This window comes from Pseudomonas sp. GM78 (assembly GCF_000282475.1).
GTDB lineage: Bacteria > Pseudomonadota > Gammaproteobacteria > Pseudomonadales > Pseudomonadaceae > Aquipseudomonas.
The window spans coordinates 1-13300 of sequence record NZ_AKJF01000053.1; the positions used below are offsets into that span (position 1 = coordinate 1).

Here is a 13300-nt window from a genome sequence, read left to right on the forward strand (position 1 = left end):
AGGGACTCGCCGTAAGGGCGAAACCATAAGTGGCCGTTACCGCAGCAATGGATATGCCCCCGATCCCTATTACAACCCCATGCTTAAGTGAACAGCATTACGCATCGAGCGGGGCTTCGTGCTTATTCCAGCAACTGCGAAAAGTCGGGATGAGTGGCCCGATAACCCAGGTTCCTGTCGATCCACGCATTCAACTCATTGACCATGACCGGGGCTTTACCCGGGTAGCGTTCGAGGATTGAACCCAGCACCTGTTTGATATCGGGAATTGAAAGCAGGTTACGCGTTTGTATGTACTGCCCGATGAAATGGTCGAGTTGGTAGTGCTCTGTCTTTGTAAGATAAATGCACGCCAGACTCGCGACTTGATTACTTGTAAAATCGTCGCGCAATTGGAGTTCTCTGCAAGGCTTGTTGTATGGAATTTCCTTAGTTGCTGACTCTTTGGTCAACTGGGTATACCACTGGAAAATACGGCGCGAATCCTAGCCTCGGCACTGACAATTGTATGTAAGTGCATGACGTTGTCTGACAAGCGGTGGGAGCATCAAAGTGCCATGTTTTACGGGTGTTCATGCCTTCAAAGCGTCAATCAACCCGGCCCCCTGATTCCTGACATTGCCCACGGCTTTATCGACCCGGTACCACTCAAAAGCATCACTGTCTTCCCCCTGTAGCAGCACCATCTGTTCGGCACGCTCCCTGGGTGTCGCCGGGTCCAGCCATTCGCGTGCCAGTTCTGCGTTGAACACCACCGGTCGGCGATCATGCACGTCCAGCATGCCGCCCGCGCTATCGGCGGTGATGATGACAAAGCCGTCATCGTCCCTGGGGGCTGCACCGCCCACCGGGAATTGCCCGATCGCCGCGCAGAAGACCGGCCCCTGGTCACGTCGGCGAATCAGCCAGGGTTGTCGCGTGCCATCCCCGGCATCGACCCATTCGAACCAGTTGTCCACCGGGCAGATGGCGCGATGGGGCCAGATCGCTCGAAAGAACGGGCCGTGGGCGACTTTCTCGACGCGCGCATTGATCGGCGCCGCGCGATCCTTCGCCCAGTGCGGTCGCCAGCCCCAGCGCTGCGGGTCGGCGTGCAGGCCATCGCTCTCCAGGTGCAACAGCGCAAGCTGGGTGGTGGGTGCGGCGTTGTAGCGGGCCAGTGGCTGATCGCCGACGTGGTTGATCAAGGCGTCGGGAATGCTTAGCACCGCCACGAAATCGTGAATGCCCCGGTATTGCGACAAGCGTCCGCACATCGATCGAACCCTCCGTTTGGAGTGTTCAGCATAGAGGTTTGAACCCAGGGGCGGGTGTCCGGCAGAACGCACTCTGTCGAGTCGCTGTTGCTGCGCAAACACTGAGCGCAACGGGTCATGAGCTTATGCGCAAAGGGTATTTAAAGTTTTTTATTAAGGCCTTTATGGTCTAAAGAAATGAACCTCAAGGAACCTCTGGATGAACCTGCCCCGATTGCTGCGCGGTCTGTTGACCAGCGCCCTGTTTGCCGCACCACTGGCCTACGCCAGCGAACCTGTTGTCCTGCATGTCGGTGATCAGAACTACTACAACATTCGTGCCTCGGTCGAAGCGTCCGGCGTGTTGAAAGGCGCGCCCTATACCGTCGACTGGAAACACTTCCAGGCTGCCGCGCCGCTGGCCGAAGCCTTGAGTACCGGTGCATTGGACCTGGGCTTTCTGGGCGATTCGGGGTTTCTGTTCCTGGCCGCCAAACAGGCGCCGGTGAAGCTGATCGGGGTATCGCGGCAGAACCCGGACACCATTGCGTTGCTGGTGCCCAAGGACTCGCCGGTGAAAACCATCGCTGATCTCAAGGGCAAGAAAGTCGCCTACTGGCCGGGTGCCTGGAGCCAGCAACTGACCTTGCGCGCCCTGGAACAGGCCAACCTGCCGCAGGACTATGTCGACTTCATCAAGCTGATGCCGATCGATGCGGCCGCTGCGTTGCCCCAGGGTAGTATCGACGCCTTCCCGGTCTGGGAACCGTACATTTCCCAGCAGATCCTGTTCTCCGGCGCGCGGCCCATCCTCACCGCGAAGAACCTGATGCCCGGCCTGAGTGCCATCGCCGCGTCTACCCCTTCGATCGACAGCAAGCGCGAAGCCATTGCCGACTTCCTCGGGCGTCTGAAAAAGGCCCGGGCCTGGGTCGATAACCACACTGACGAATACGCTGACCTGTGGGCGAAGAAGGCCAATCTCGACCAGAACGTATCCCGCCACTGGTTGCGCCAGGCCCACCTGACCGTCGGCCCGGTGGACGCCCAGGCTGCCGGGGATCTGCAGCACACCGCCGACTTCCTGTTCAAGGTCAAGGCACTACCGGCCGAGCTTGCGACCGCACCGATCATCGATCATTCGTTCCAGCAGGCACTGGCGAACTGAACCCCCGCCTTGGCGAGCGGCGGAACCAAACACTGTGTACCTTATCCAACCTCGGCCCGCGGCTGCGCGGGTCATGGTCTGGTGCAAGGCAAAACATGAAACAGCTGTTCAAGATTCTATCGGTGTTCGCCATGGCAGTCGGTCTGCTGGGCTGTATCGCCGCACCCATTGAAATGACCTCGCAAACCGAACAGGCGTTGCGCACGCAACCACCGATCCGCTTTTTGCTGACCTTCGACGATGGCCCCAGCGCCTCGAGTTTCTGGAACCCGACCGAGACCGTGCTCGACAGCCTGGCAATCAATCCTGTGCAACCCGGCATCAAGGCGGTGTTTTTCGTGCAGACCCGGGCCCCGCGGGCCGGCGCCAGTGAAATCGGGCTAGCGGTCATGCACCGCGAGCGCGATGCCGGGCACATTCTGGCCTTTCACACGGCCACGCCTTCGCACACCAATCATCGCTCGCTGGGCGCGCAGGAACTGGAACAGGCGCTCACCGACGGTTGTGCCGACATCGCCGCGATCACCGGTGCACCGCCGACCCTGCTGCGCCCGCCATTCTGGAGCTACGACAAACGCACCTTCGCCGCTTACCAGCAGCATGGCCTGCATGTGCTGCTGACCGACCTGAGCGCCAACGACGGCAAGATCTGGGGCTTCAACGCCAGCCCCCGGCGCCGCGCCCATATGCTGCGATCGATGTCCGAAGTGCGCGAACGCATTGCCCGGGGCGAGCTGCCAGTGGTGGACGGGGTGATTCCGGTGGTGGTGACGTTCCATGACCTCAATCGCTACACCGCGCGGCACACTCGCGAATACCTGCAGATCCTTCTCGACAGCGCCCGGGCGACGGGTGTCAGGACCGCGCCATTGGCGTTTTATGACGATACTGCCGCGCTGCAACGGGCCGCCATGGCGCGTACGCTGCGCGACAGTTCACAGCCGGCGCAGTTGCCGGGGATCTGGAACTGGATCTGGAAAGACAATAGCCATTGAACAAAGGCTGCAAATGCGAGGCAGTTAACAGTATTGACTGGCGCAGAATCGGCAAATGGCGTCTATTCTCTTCGGATCCATTCGTTCAACTGCCACGGAGGCATCGGTCATGGTTCCCGTTTCAGTCCTTTGCAACATTGTCGAGTCCGGTTTTGAGCCCCTGGCCTGCGAATGTACCGAGAGCGGCGGGCTGCTGCGGATCGAGGTCTATGAGCCCGCCAGCGGGCAAGTCAAGTTGATGATTGCCGGTGTATCGATCGAGGAGCTCACCAGCGTGCGTGCCATCTCCGACTTTATCGGTGAATTGCGCGCCGAGATGAAAGCCGGGCGCCGGGCATTCGCTGGTTGAACATCGCACCTCTGTAGGAGCTGCCGCAGGCTGCGATCTTTTGATCTTGCTCTTAAAAATCAAAAGATCGCAGCCTGCGGCAGCTCCTACGAGGACGTGATCGCCTGTGGCAGCAGCTCGTCGATCATCCGCAAACAATGGTTCAACCCCGGCGACACGTCGCCCACCCGCCGACTGAGAATGATCGGTGAGGTGGCGTTATCTTCCAGCAGCGGGGTGAAACCGATGTCGTCGCGGTGCAGCAGTTGCACCGAGGCCGGCACCAGCGTGATCCCTATCCCGGCACCCACCAACCCGATCGCCGTCTGCAGCTCGTTGGTCCATTGCGCGATATGGATGCTCACCCCATAGGATTCGAACAGCGCGATCACGTGGTCGGCATAGCTGGGGCGCGGGTTACCGGGGTACAGCACGAAGGGTTCCTTCGCGAGGTCGCGCAGGCTGACGGGGCCGGCCAGCAGCGGGTGACCGGCGGGCAGGGCGGCCACCAGGCGGTCTTCGGTGAGCACAGTCTGGACGATGGCCGGGTCGTCGATGCGGATGCGGCCGAAGCCGACGTCGATGCGCCCGGCCTTGAGCGCCTGTACCTGCTGCAGCGTGGTCATCTCCGACAGCCCGAGTTCCAGTTCCAGCGGTTCGCCGCTGCGCAAGCGGCGGATCAGTTGCGGCAACACGCCGTAGAGCGTCGAGGGCGCAAAGCCGATGCCCAGCCAGGTCTTTTCCCCGAGGCCAATGCGCCGCGTGTTGTCGCAGACCTTGTGCAACTGGTCGAGCAGGGCGGTGGAGTGCTCATGGAAAAAACGCCCGGCGTCGGTCAGCTTCAACGGTCGGCCACGCTCGAGCAGCATCACCCCCAGTTCATCTTCCAGTTGCTGGATTTGCCGGCTCAAGGGCGGCTGGGCGATGTGCAGCCGTTCGGCGGCACGGGTGAAATTGAGGGTTTGAGCCAACACCTGAAAGTAACGCAGGTGACGCAGTTCCATGGAGCCTCCGAGTGCCGAGCGCTTGCATACCTTCAGGGTATCAAGCCAGACCAATTCTATATTGGCCGCCCGGAAAAAGCCGTATGAGAATCAGGCCCAGAACTTCAAGAACCTGACGGGTATCGAAATGCTTGCTACAGCCATTGAATCGATCGAGACGATCATCGTCGATCTGCCGACCATCCGCCCGCACAAGCTGGCGATGCACACCATGCAGAACCAGACCCTGGTGGTCATTCGCGTGCGCTGCGCCGATGGCATCGAAGGCATCGGCGAAGCCACGACCATCGGTGGCCTGGCCTATGGCAACGAGAGCCCTGACAGCATCAAGACCAACATCGACAAGCATTTCGCACCGTTGTTGATCGGCCAGGACAGCGGCAATGTCAACGCCGCGATGTTGCGCCTGGAGCGCAGTATCCGTGGCAATACCTTCGCCAAGTCCGGCATCGAAACCGCACTGCTGGATGCACAGGGCAAGCGTCTTGGCCTGCCGGTCAGCGAATTGCTCGGCGGGCGCGTACGTGACTCGCTGCCCGTGGCCTGGACCCTGGCCAGCGGCGATACCGAAAAGGACATCGCCGAAGCGGAAAAAATGCTCGACCTGCGCCGCCACCGCATCTTCAAGCTGAAGATCGGTGCCGGCGAGGTCAATCGCGACCTGGCCCACGTGATTGCGATCAAGAAAGCCCTCGGCGATCGCGCAAGCGTGCGGGTCGACGTCAACCAGGCCTGGGACGAAGCCGTCGCCTTGCGCGCCTGCCGCATCCTCGGCACCAACGGCATCGACCTGATCGAACAGCCGATCTCGCGCAACAACCGCGCAGGCATGACCCGCCTGAATGCCATGAGCCCGGCACCGATCATGGCTGACGAGTCCATCGAGTGCGTGGAAGATGCATTCAACCTGGCGCGCGAAGGCGCAGCCACGGTGTTTGCCCTGAAGATCGCCAAGAATGGTGGTCCGCGCGCCGTGTTGCGCACCGCCTCCATCGCCGAAGCGGCCGGTATCGCCCTGTACGGCGGCACCATGCTCGAAGGCGGAATCGGCACCATGGCTTCGGCCCATGCCTTTGTCACCCTGAACAAACTGGCGTGGGACACCGAGCTGTTCGGCCCGCTGCTGCTGACCGAAGACATTCTCAGCGAGCCGCTGGTTTATCGCGATTTCGAGCTGCACGTGCCCAAGACCCCGGGTCTGGGCCTGAGCCTGGACGAAGAACGCCTGGCGTTTTTCCGTCGCGACAAGACATCCACCATTCATCAAGCCTGAGGAGAGCATTATGCTGTTCCACGTAAAGATGACCGTGAATTTGCCGGTCGACATGAACCCTGAACGCGCCGCGCAGCTCAAGGCCGACGAAAAAGCCCTGGCCCAGCGCCTGCAGGACCAGGGCAAGTGGCGTCACCTGTGGCGCATCGCCGGGCTCTACGCCAACTACAGCGTGTTCGATGTCGACAGCGTCCAGGAACTGCACGATTTGCTCATGCAATTGCCGCTGTATCCGTACATGGCGATCGAAGTCACCGCGATGTGCCGGCATCCTTCGTCGATTCGCGAGGATGACCGCTGAACCCAGCCTGTTCAGTTCGCCAAGCCAATAATTACAAGATGAGGAACCTGTAAAATGAACGTCAAGATTTCCCACACTGCCGAAGTCCAGAAATTTCTCGAAGAAGCCAGCGGCCTGCATAACGATGCCGGTGATGCGCGCACCAAAGCCCTGATCTACCGCATCCTGCGTGATTCGGTGAACATCATCGAAGACCTCGCCGTCACCCCGGAAGAGTTCTGGAAAGCGGTCAACTACCTGAACGTGCTGGGTGCACGCCAGGAAGCCGGGCTGGTGGTGGCCGGTCTGGGCCTGGAGCACTACCTCGACCTGCTGATGGACGCCGAAGACGAGCAGGCCGGTAAATCCGGTGGCACCCCGCGCACCATCGAAGGCCCGCTGTACGTGGCCGGTGCACCGCTGTCCCAAGGCGAAGCGCGCCTGGATGATGGCGTCGACCCTGGTGTGACCCTGTTCATGCAAGGCCGTGTGTTCAACACTGCTGGCGAACCCCTGGCGGGCGCCATCGTGGACGTGTGGCACGCCAACACGGGCGGCACCTACTCGTACTTCGATGCTTCCCAGTCGGAATTCAACCTGCGTCGCCGCATCGTCACCGACGCCGAAGGCCGCTACCGTTTCCGCAGCATCGTGCCGTCGGGCTACGGCTGCCCACCCGACGGTCCGACCCAGCAACTGCTCGATCAACTGGGCCGTCACGGCCAGCGTCCGGCGCACGTGCACTTCTTCATCTCCGCACCGGACCATCGTCACCTGACCACCCAGATCAACCTGGATGGCGAGAAGTACCTGCACGACGATTTCGCCTACGCCACCCGCGACGAGCTGATCGCCAAGATCACCTTCAGCGATGACCAGGCGCGTGCAGCGCAGTACGGTGTCAGCGGTCGCTTTGCGGAAATCGAGTTCGACTTCACCCTGCAGTCGTCCGCCCAGCCTGAAGAACAGCAGCGCCACGAGCGGGTTCGTGCACTGGAGGACTGATTGTCCTGATTCACTGTAGGAGCGAGCCTGCTCGCGATGGACGTCAACGATGACGCTGGGTACCTGACACCCCGCGGAGTCCTCAAGTCCATCGCGAGCAGGCTCGCTCCTACAGGTTACATTGTGAAATGACCCACAGGTCAGTCCACTGATACACCGCAGCAAGTACTGCCTTAGAATGACCTGATGCACCCTATAACAACAACGAGAGTGACCCGATGATGCAAGCGCAACTGTTGAGTCAGCGCAGCACCGTATTCGACCATGCCGACCCCTACGCGGTGTCGGGCTACGTCAATCAGCATGTCGGTAATCATTGCATCCTGATGCCTCGCGCCGGGCACCCCCTGGCCAGCCTCAATCATCGCAAATTCGCCAGCCTGGACCTGTGCCGTATCAGCTACGGCGGAAGCGTTCGCGTCACCTCGGGCGCGTTGGAAACCATCTATCACCTGCAAGTGCTGCTGCAGGGCAATTGCCTGTGGCGCGGCCATGGCCAGGAACACTACTTTGCCCCCGGCGAATTGCTGCTGATCAATCCCGACGATCCGGTCGACTTGACCTACTCCGACGATTGCGAAAAATTCATCCTCAAGGTTCCCACGTCCCTGTTCGAGTCCGTCTGCAACGAGCAGCGCTGGCGCTATCCGGGACAAGGCGTGCGGTTTCTCGAGAACCGCTACCAGCTCAATGAGCTGGAAGGCTTCGTCAACCTGCTGGCGATGATCTGCCAGGAGGCCGAAGCCACCGAGCAGATTCCCCGGGTGCAGGAACATTACGCGCAGATCATCGTGAGCAAGATGCTCAGCCTGATGAAAACCAATGTCAGCCGCCTCGAACTCGGCTCACAGGCCGCCACGTTCGAAGCGATTGCCGATTACATCGCCAGGAATCTCAAGCAGGACATCGACAGCGAAGAGCTGGCGCGCCATGCCAGCATGAGCCTGCGCTCGTTATATGGCCTGTTCGAACGCAACGCGAGCACCACGCCAAAAAACTACATCCGCCAGAAACGCCTGGAACGCGTCAACGCCTGCCTCAGCGACCCGACCTGCAACGTGCGCAACGTCACGGAGATCGCGATGGACTACGGCTTCCTGCACCTGGGACGGTTCTCCGACAGCTATCGCAAGCAGTTCGGCGAGTTACCATCGGATACCCTCAAGCGCCGCCACTGAAACCGGCACATTGATGTTGCCTCCTCTGACGCCATCGCGAGCAGGCTCGCTCCCACACTGGATCGCGTTGCCCCTGTGGGAGCGAGCCTGCTCGCGAATAGGGCGGTACGGTCAACATTGGTGTCGCTGACACAGCACCATCTCCCTGCACAAAACGGATAAACCTCTGCACCCCGCGGATAGTCCGCCCCATTGCCCCGTCCTAGCATGAGCCTTGCCTGAACAATAACAATGGAGGCGGCGGCCATGACCCTGCGACCTGAATACCTTGAGTCCCTGCTTGAAGACGATCCAGAGCAGGGCATCTATCGCTGCAAGCGCGAGATGTTTACCGATCCGCGCCTGTTCGATCTCGAGATGGAACACATCTTCGAAGGCAACTGGCTGTATCTGGCGCACGAAAGCCAGATCCCCAACATCAACGATTTCTACACCACCACCATGGGGCGCCAGTCGATCTTCATCGCGCGCAACAAGGACGGTGTGCTCAACGCTTTCATCAACGCCTGCAGTCATCGCGGCGCGACCCTGTGCCGGCACAAGTCCGGCAACAAAAGCTCCTACACCTGCCCGTTCCACGGCTGGACCTTCAACAACTCCGGCAAGCTGCTCAAGGTCAAGGACCCGGCCAACGCCGGCTACCCGTCGAGCTTCAACTGCGAAGGCTCCCACGACCTGACCAAAGTGGCGCGCTTCGAGTCCTATCGCGGTTTCCTGTTCGGCAGCCTCAAGGCCGATGTAGTGCCGCTGGTCGAGCACCTGGGCGAATCGGCGAAGATCATCGACATGATCGTCGACCAGTCCACCGATGGCCTGGAAGTGCTGCGCGGTTCTTCCAGCTACATCTACGAAGGCAACTGGAAACTCACCGCCGAAAACGGCGCCGACGGTTACCACGTCAGCTCCGTGCACTGGAACTACGCCGCCACCCAGAACCAGCGCAAACAGCGCGAAGCCGGTGACGAGAACCCGACCATGAGCGCCGGCAGCTGGGCCAAGCAGGGCGGTGGTTTCTATTCCTTCGACAAGGGCCACATGCTGCTCTGGACCCGCTGGGCCAACCCCGAGGACCGTCCGCTGTACGAACGTCGCGACGAACTCGCCCAGGACTTCGGCAAGGCCCGCGCCGACTGGATGATCGAGAACTCGCGCAACCTGTGCCTGTACCCCAACGTGTACCTGATGGACCAGTTCAGTTCGCAGATCCGTATCGCCCGGCCGATCTCGGTCAACCGCACGGAAATCACCATCTATTGCATCGCCCCCAAAGGCGAAAGCGACCACGCGCGATCGAGCCGGATTCGTCAGTACGAAGACTTCTTCAACGTCAGCGGCATGGCCACGCCGGACGATCTGGAAGAGTTCCGCTCCTGCCAGACCAGCTACCAGGGCAGCGTCACCACCTGGAACGACATGTCCCGTGGCGCCGAGCACTGGATTGAAGGCGCCGACGAGGCGGCCAAGGAAATCGACCTGCATCCGCTGCTCAGCGGCGTGCGCACCGAAGACGAAGGCCTGTTCGTGCTGCAACACAAGTACTGGCAGCAGACCATGCTCAAGGCCCTGGCGGCCGAGCAGTCGAAACTGATCGCCGTGGAGGACGTGCAATGACCATTTCCTATGAAACCGTGCGCGATTTCCTCTACCGCGAAGCGCGCTACCTCGACGACCGTCAGTGGGATGAGTGGCTGGAACTGTACGCCCCCGACGCGACGTACTGGATGCCGTCCTGGGACGATAACGATGAGCTGACCGAGGACCCGCAGCGGGAAATCTCGCTGATCTGGTACGGCAACCGCACCGGCCTTGAAGACCGCATCTTCCGCATCAAGACCGAGCGCTCCAGCGCCAGCGTGCCGGACACCCGCACCTCCCATAACATCAGCAACATCGAGCTGCTCGAGCAAGCCGACGGAATCTGCAAGGTGCGCTTCAACTGGCACACCCTGAGCTTTCGCTACAAGACCGTCGACAGCTATTTCGGCAGCAGTTTCTACACCCTCGATGTGCGCGGTGAAAACCCGTTGATCAAGGCCAAGAAAGTGATCCTGAAGAACGACTACGTTCGCCAGGTCATCGATGTTTACCACTTGTGAGGCAGCCGTCATGACCCATTCCATTGCGTTCAATTTCGAAGACGGCGTCACCCGGTTCATCGACGCCAATGCCGGCGAGACCGTGGCCGATGCCGCGTACCGCCAGGGCATCAATATTCCGCTGGACTGCCGTGACGGCGCCTGCGGCACCTGCAAGTGTTTCGCCGAAGCGGGCAGCTACGATCTGGGCGAGGAGTACATCGAAGACGCCCTCAGCCCTGAAGAGGCCGCGCAGGGCTTTGTCCTGACCTGCCAGATGCGCGCCAAGAGCGATTGCGTGGTGCGAGTGCCAACATCTTCGGAAGTTTGCCGCACCCGCCAGGCCAGCTACGACGCCACCATCAGCGCGGTGCGCCAGTTGTCCGACAGCACCATCGCCCTGTCGATCAAGGGCGAGTCCTTGAGCAAACTGGCGTTTCTCCCAGGCCAGTATGTGAACCTGGGCATTCCCGGCAGCGAACAGACCCGCGCCTATTCCTTCAGCTCGCTGCAGCGCGACGGTGAAGTCAGCTTCCTGATCCGCAACGTGCCTGGCGGCCTGATGAGCAGCTTCCTCACCGGCATGGCCAAGGCTGGCGACAGCATGAGCCTGGCAGGTCCCCTGGGCAGTTTCTATCTGCGCGATATCCGTCGGCCATTGTTACTGCTGGCGGGCGGCACCGGGCTGGCGCCGTTCACCGCGATGCTGGAGAAGATCGCCGAGCAGGGCAGTGAACACCCGCTGCACCTGATCTACGGTGTGACCAACGATTTCGACCTGGTGGAACTCGACCGCCTGGAAGCCTTTGCCGCACGCATCCCCAACTTCACCTACAGCGCCTGCGTGGCCAGCCCCGACAGCCAGCACCCGCTCAAGGGCTACGTGACCCAGCACATCGCACCCAAGCATCTGAACGATGGCGACGTCGACGTCTACCTGTGCGGCCCACCGCCGATGGTCGAGGCGGTCAGCAAGTACATCGGCGAGCAAGGCATCAAGCCCGCGAATTTCTACTACGAAAAATTTGCTGCCAGCGCGGCGTGAGGTTTTCTCTCCATGAACAGATTTCACGAAAAAATCGCGCTGATCACCGGCGCGGCCCAGGGCATCGGTCGGCGCGTAGCCGAGCGCATGGCGACGGAAGGGGCGAAGCTGATCCTGATCGATCGCTCTGAACTGGTGTTCGAAGTGCAGCAACAATTGGCCCCGCATAGCCAGGTCCTGGCCTTGACCGCCGACCTCGAGCAGTACGAGGAATGCAACCGGGTCATGCAAGCCGCCGTCGAGCGTTTCGGTCGACTCGATGTGCTGGTCAATAACGTCGGCGGGACCATCTGGACCAAGCCGTTCGAGCATTACGAGGCGTCGCAGATCGAGGCCGAGGTTCGTCGTTCGCTGTTTCCGACCTTGTGGTGCTGCCATGCGGCATTGCCGTTCATGTTGGCGCAGGGCAGTGGCGCGATCGTCAACGTTTCGTCGATCGCCACCCGCAGCGTCAACCGTGTGCCCTACGGCGCGGCGAAGGGCGGAGTGAATGCGCTGACCGCCTGCCTGGCATTCGAAACAGCCGGCCGCGGTGTTCGGGTCAACGCCACCGCACCTGGCGGCACCGAAGCGCCGCCACGGGTCATTCCGCGCAACAGTGCCGAGCAGAGCGAGCAAGAGAAGGTCTGGTATCAGCAGATCGTCGATCAGACCCTCGACAGCAGCTTGATGAAACGCTACGGCACGCTGGATGAGCAGGCCGGCGCCATCCTGTTCCTGGCCAGCGATGAGGCATCCTACATCACTGGCATGGTCATGCCGGTAGGCGGTGGCGACCAGGGCTGAAATGCGCTGACTACAAGCGACGCTGAAACGCTCTGAGGATTCGCAGCGTCGCGTCGCTGGGGTTCAGGTTGCACACCGCGTCCAGCGGGTACCAGAGGCAATCGAAAATCTCGTTTTGCGGCCGCGCCTGATCGGGGTCCGGCAACGATGCTTCGTAGACATGGTGTCGGGTGCTCCCTGTTTCCAGCTCCATCAGGTACAGCATGTCGTCGGCGCCCAGCCCGGTTTCCTCCTGCAACTCGCGCAGGGCGGCATCCTGCGCGGTCTCGCCGCGTTCCACCTTGCCGCCGGGCAACATCCAGCGACTCTTGGGCTTGCGCACCAGGAGAATGTGCCGGTCGTGCTCGCAGATGACGGTTGCGCGTACTTTCATGGGTACTTTCAATCCAGGTTGTCACAAGACTGTAACAAAAATGCAATATTCGGGCCGCAACCCAATGCAGGTTTCCTGGACATTTTGAACCGCACAGGTGTCTAAAAGTGCAATCCCGCTGCGCCAGCCCGACTCGACGTCCGGTCGGCCTCTTCACGGCAGGGGGGTGTAAGGTAGGCAAGTCAACCCTGTGATCACTGCCAAGATGGAGGTGACTATGAGCGTTCCGATGTTGAACAAGATGCACATGAACGGTTATGACGTACTCAGTGTGAACAACGGCCCGTGGCGGGTCTGCACCCAAGGTGACCGGCTTGGCTCATTTGCCAGTCGCGAGGAGGCGTTGGCTTTTGCGGCTGCGCTGCCTGGTTACAAGGCTCGTCAAGGTAAGTCTCGTAATCAGCAAGCCACGTGAGGGCCCCGTTCAGCAGGATTGGGTGCGGTAACGACGGCCTATGGTTTCGCTCTTACTGTAGGAGCCCGGCTTGCCGGCGAAGGCGTCCTGACGGCCAATGGGGATTTTGTTGACTGAGTACATATCCATTCCTGCGGTAA

The 13300-nt window shown here is 60.8% G+C and carries 16 protein-coding genes; 12 read left to right on the forward strand and 4 right to left on the reverse strand.

Annotation, left to right across the window (positions count from 1 at the left end; translation table 11 throughout):
* Positions 1-122 precede the first annotated feature (122 nt).
* Positions 123-392, reverse strand: a complete 270-nt coding sequence (locus PMI35_RS35705) for a hypothetical protein (RefSeq protein WP_008055858.1) — start codon at positions 390-392, stop codon at positions 123-125.
* A 180-nt stretch (positions 393-572) separates the two neighbouring features.
* Positions 573-1256, reverse strand: coding sequence for an SOS response-associated peptidase (locus tag PMI35_RS26790; RefSeq protein ID WP_008055859.1), 684 nt, complete (start codon positions 1254-1256; stop codon positions 573-575).
* A 199-nt stretch (positions 1257-1455) separates the two neighbouring features.
* On the opposite strand from PMI35_RS26790, the gene PMI35_RS26785 reads away from it, so the two are divergent.
* The 3 genes from PMI35_RS26785 to PMI35_RS26775 all read left to right on the forward strand — a co-directional run bounded on the left by PMI35_RS26785 (position 1456) and on the right by PMI35_RS26775 (position 3747).
* Positions 1456-2403, forward strand: a complete 948-nt coding sequence (locus PMI35_RS26785; RefSeq protein ID WP_008055860.1) for an ABC transporter substrate-binding protein — start codon at positions 1456-1458, stop codon at positions 2401-2403.
* A gap of 95 nt (positions 2404-2498) precedes the next feature.
* Positions 2499-3398, forward strand: coding sequence for a polysaccharide deacetylase family protein (locus PMI35_RS26780; protein WP_008055861.1), 900 nt, complete (start codon positions 2499-2501; stop codon positions 3396-3398).
* Positions 3399-3507: 109 nt separating this feature from the next.
* A complete protein-coding gene (locus tag PMI35_RS26775; protein WP_008055862.1) occupies positions 3508-3747 on the forward strand; it encodes a DUF1652 domain-containing protein in 240 nt (79 codons plus the stop codon).
* Positions 3748-3833: 86 nt separating this feature from the next.
* Here the strand turns inward: PMI35_RS26775 and PMI35_RS26770 are convergent, their stop codons facing one another.
* Positions 3834-4730 carry a LysR family transcriptional regulator gene (locus tag PMI35_RS26770; protein WP_008055863.1) on the reverse strand — a complete coding sequence of 299 codons (897 nt, stop codon included), beginning with the start codon at positions 4728-4730 and terminating at the stop codon, positions 3834-3836.
* A 127-nt stretch (positions 4731-4857) separates the two neighbouring features.
* Here PMI35_RS26770 and PMI35_RS26765 point away from each other — a divergent pair, with 127 nt between their 5' ends.
* The 8 genes from PMI35_RS26765 (at position 4858) to PMI35_RS26730 (ending at position 12372) form a co-directional block, all read left to right on the forward strand.
* Positions 4858-6003 (forward strand): muconate cycloisomerase family protein, encoded by a 1146-nt coding sequence (locus PMI35_RS26765; RefSeq protein ID WP_162135898.1) that lies wholly within the window; start codon positions 4858-4860, stop codon positions 6001-6003.
* Between the two features lie 10 nt (positions 6004-6013).
* Positions 6014-6304 carry a muconolactone Delta-isomerase gene (gene catC / locus PMI35_RS26760; protein WP_008029082.1) on the forward strand — a complete coding sequence of 97 codons (291 nt, stop codon included), beginning with the start codon at positions 6014-6016 and terminating at the stop codon, positions 6302-6304.
* A 54-nt stretch (positions 6305-6358) separates the two neighbouring features.
* Positions 6359-7288 (forward strand): catechol 1,2-dioxygenase, encoded by a 930-nt coding sequence (catA, locus tag PMI35_RS26755; RefSeq protein WP_008055866.1) that lies wholly within the window; start codon positions 6359-6361, stop codon positions 7286-7288.
* Positions 7289-7506: 218 nt separating this feature from the next.
* Positions 7507-8466 carry an AraC family transcriptional regulator gene (locus PMI35_RS26750; protein ID WP_008055867.1) on the forward strand — a complete coding sequence of 320 codons (960 nt, stop codon included), beginning with the start codon at positions 7507-7509 and terminating at the stop codon, positions 8464-8466.
* 246 nt (positions 8467-8712) lie between these two features.
* The gene (gene benA, locus PMI35_RS26745; protein WP_008055868.1) at positions 8713-10077 is read left to right on the forward strand and encodes a benzoate 1,2-dioxygenase large subunit; all 1365 of its coding nucleotides are present in this window, start codon (positions 8713-8715) and stop codon (positions 10075-10077) included.
* On the forward strand, positions 10074-10562 hold the full coding sequence (benB, locus tag PMI35_RS26740) for a benzoate 1,2-dioxygenase small subunit (RefSeq protein WP_008055869.1): 489 nt from the start codon (positions 10074-10076) through the stop codon (positions 10560-10562). The genes benA and benB overlap by 4 nt, the downstream gene beginning before the upstream one ends.
* 10 nt (positions 10563-10572) lie before the next feature.
* On the forward strand, positions 10573-11586 hold the full coding sequence (gene benC, locus PMI35_RS26735; RefSeq protein WP_008055870.1) for a benzoate 1,2-dioxygenase electron transfer component BenC: 1014 nt from the start codon (positions 10573-10575) through the stop codon (positions 11584-11586).
* 12 nt (positions 11587-11598) lie between these two features.
* Positions 11599-12372 (forward strand): 1,6-dihydroxycyclohexa-2,4-diene-1-carboxylate dehydrogenase, encoded by a 774-nt coding sequence (locus tag PMI35_RS26730; RefSeq protein WP_008055871.1) that lies wholly within the window; start codon positions 11599-11601, stop codon positions 12370-12372.
* A 10-nt stretch (positions 12373-12382) separates the two neighbouring features.
* On the opposite strand, the gene PMI35_RS26725 is transcribed toward PMI35_RS26730, so the two are convergent.
* Positions 12383-12745, reverse strand: a complete 363-nt coding sequence (locus tag PMI35_RS26725) for an NUDIX hydrolase (protein WP_008055872.1) — start codon at positions 12743-12745, stop codon at positions 12383-12385.
* Between the two features lie 217 nt (positions 12746-12962).
* Here PMI35_RS26725 and PMI35_RS26720 point away from each other — a divergent pair, with 217 nt between their 5' ends.
* Positions 12963-13160 (forward strand): hypothetical protein, encoded by a 198-nt coding sequence (locus PMI35_RS26720; RefSeq protein WP_008055873.1) that lies wholly within the window; start codon positions 12963-12965, stop codon positions 13158-13160.
* The last annotated feature ends 140 nt before the right edge of the window (positions 13161-13300 follow it).

Bases quoted from the DNA above. Each gene is read 5' to 3' on its own strand.
- PMI35_RS26720 (WP_008055873.1), top strand. From the start codon at position 12,963: ATGAGCGTTCCGATGTTGAACAAGATGCACATGAACGGTTATGACGTA.
- PMI35_RS26730 (WP_008055871.1), top strand. From the start codon at position 11,599: ATGAACAGATTTCACGAAAAAATCGCGCTGATCACCGGCGCGGCCCAG.
- benA (WP_008055868.1), top strand. From the start codon at position 8,713: ATGACCCTGCGACCTGAATACCTTGAGTCCCTGCTTGAAGACGATCCA.
- benC (WP_008055870.1), top strand. From the start codon at position 10,573: ATGACCCATTCCATTGCGTTCAATTTCGAAGACGGCGTCACCCGGTTC.
- benB (WP_008055869.1), top strand. From the start codon at position 10,074: ATGACCATTTCCTATGAAACCGTGCGCGATTTCCTCTACCGCGAAGCG.
- PMI35_RS26725 (WP_008055872.1), bottom strand. From the start codon at position 12,745: ATGAAAGTACGCGCAACCGTCATCTGCGAGCACGACCGGCACATTCTC.
- PMI35_RS26750 (WP_008055867.1), top strand. From the start codon at position 7,507: ATGATGCAAGCGCAACTGTTGAGTCAGCGCAGCACCGTATTCGACCAT.
- PMI35_RS26770 (WP_008055863.1), bottom strand. From the start codon at position 4,730: ATGGAACTGCGTCACCTGCGTTACTTTCAGGTGTTGGCTCAAACCCTC.
- catA (WP_008055866.1), top strand. From the start codon at position 6,359: ATGAACGTCAAGATTTCCCACACTGCCGAAGTCCAGAAATTTCTCGAA.
- PMI35_RS26785 (WP_008055860.1), top strand. From the start codon at position 1,456: ATGAACCTGCCCCGATTGCTGCGCGGTCTGTTGACCAGCGCCCTGTTT.
- PMI35_RS26775 (WP_008055862.1), top strand. From the start codon at position 3,508: ATGGTTCCCGTTTCAGTCCTTTGCAACATTGTCGAGTCCGGTTTTGAG.
- PMI35_RS26780 (WP_008055861.1), top strand. From the start codon at position 2,499: ATGAAACAGCTGTTCAAGATTCTATCGGTGTTCGCCATGGCAGTCGGT.
- PMI35_RS26790 (WP_008055859.1), bottom strand. From the start codon at position 1,256: ATGTGCGGACGCTTGTCGCAATACCGGGGCATTCACGATTTCGTGGCG.
- catC (WP_008029082.1), top strand. From the start codon at position 6,014: ATGCTGTTCCACGTAAAGATGACCGTGAATTTGCCGGTCGACATGAAC.
- PMI35_RS26765 (WP_162135898.1), top strand. From the start codon at position 4,858: ATGCTTGCTACAGCCATTGAATCGATCGAGACGATCATCGTCGATCTG.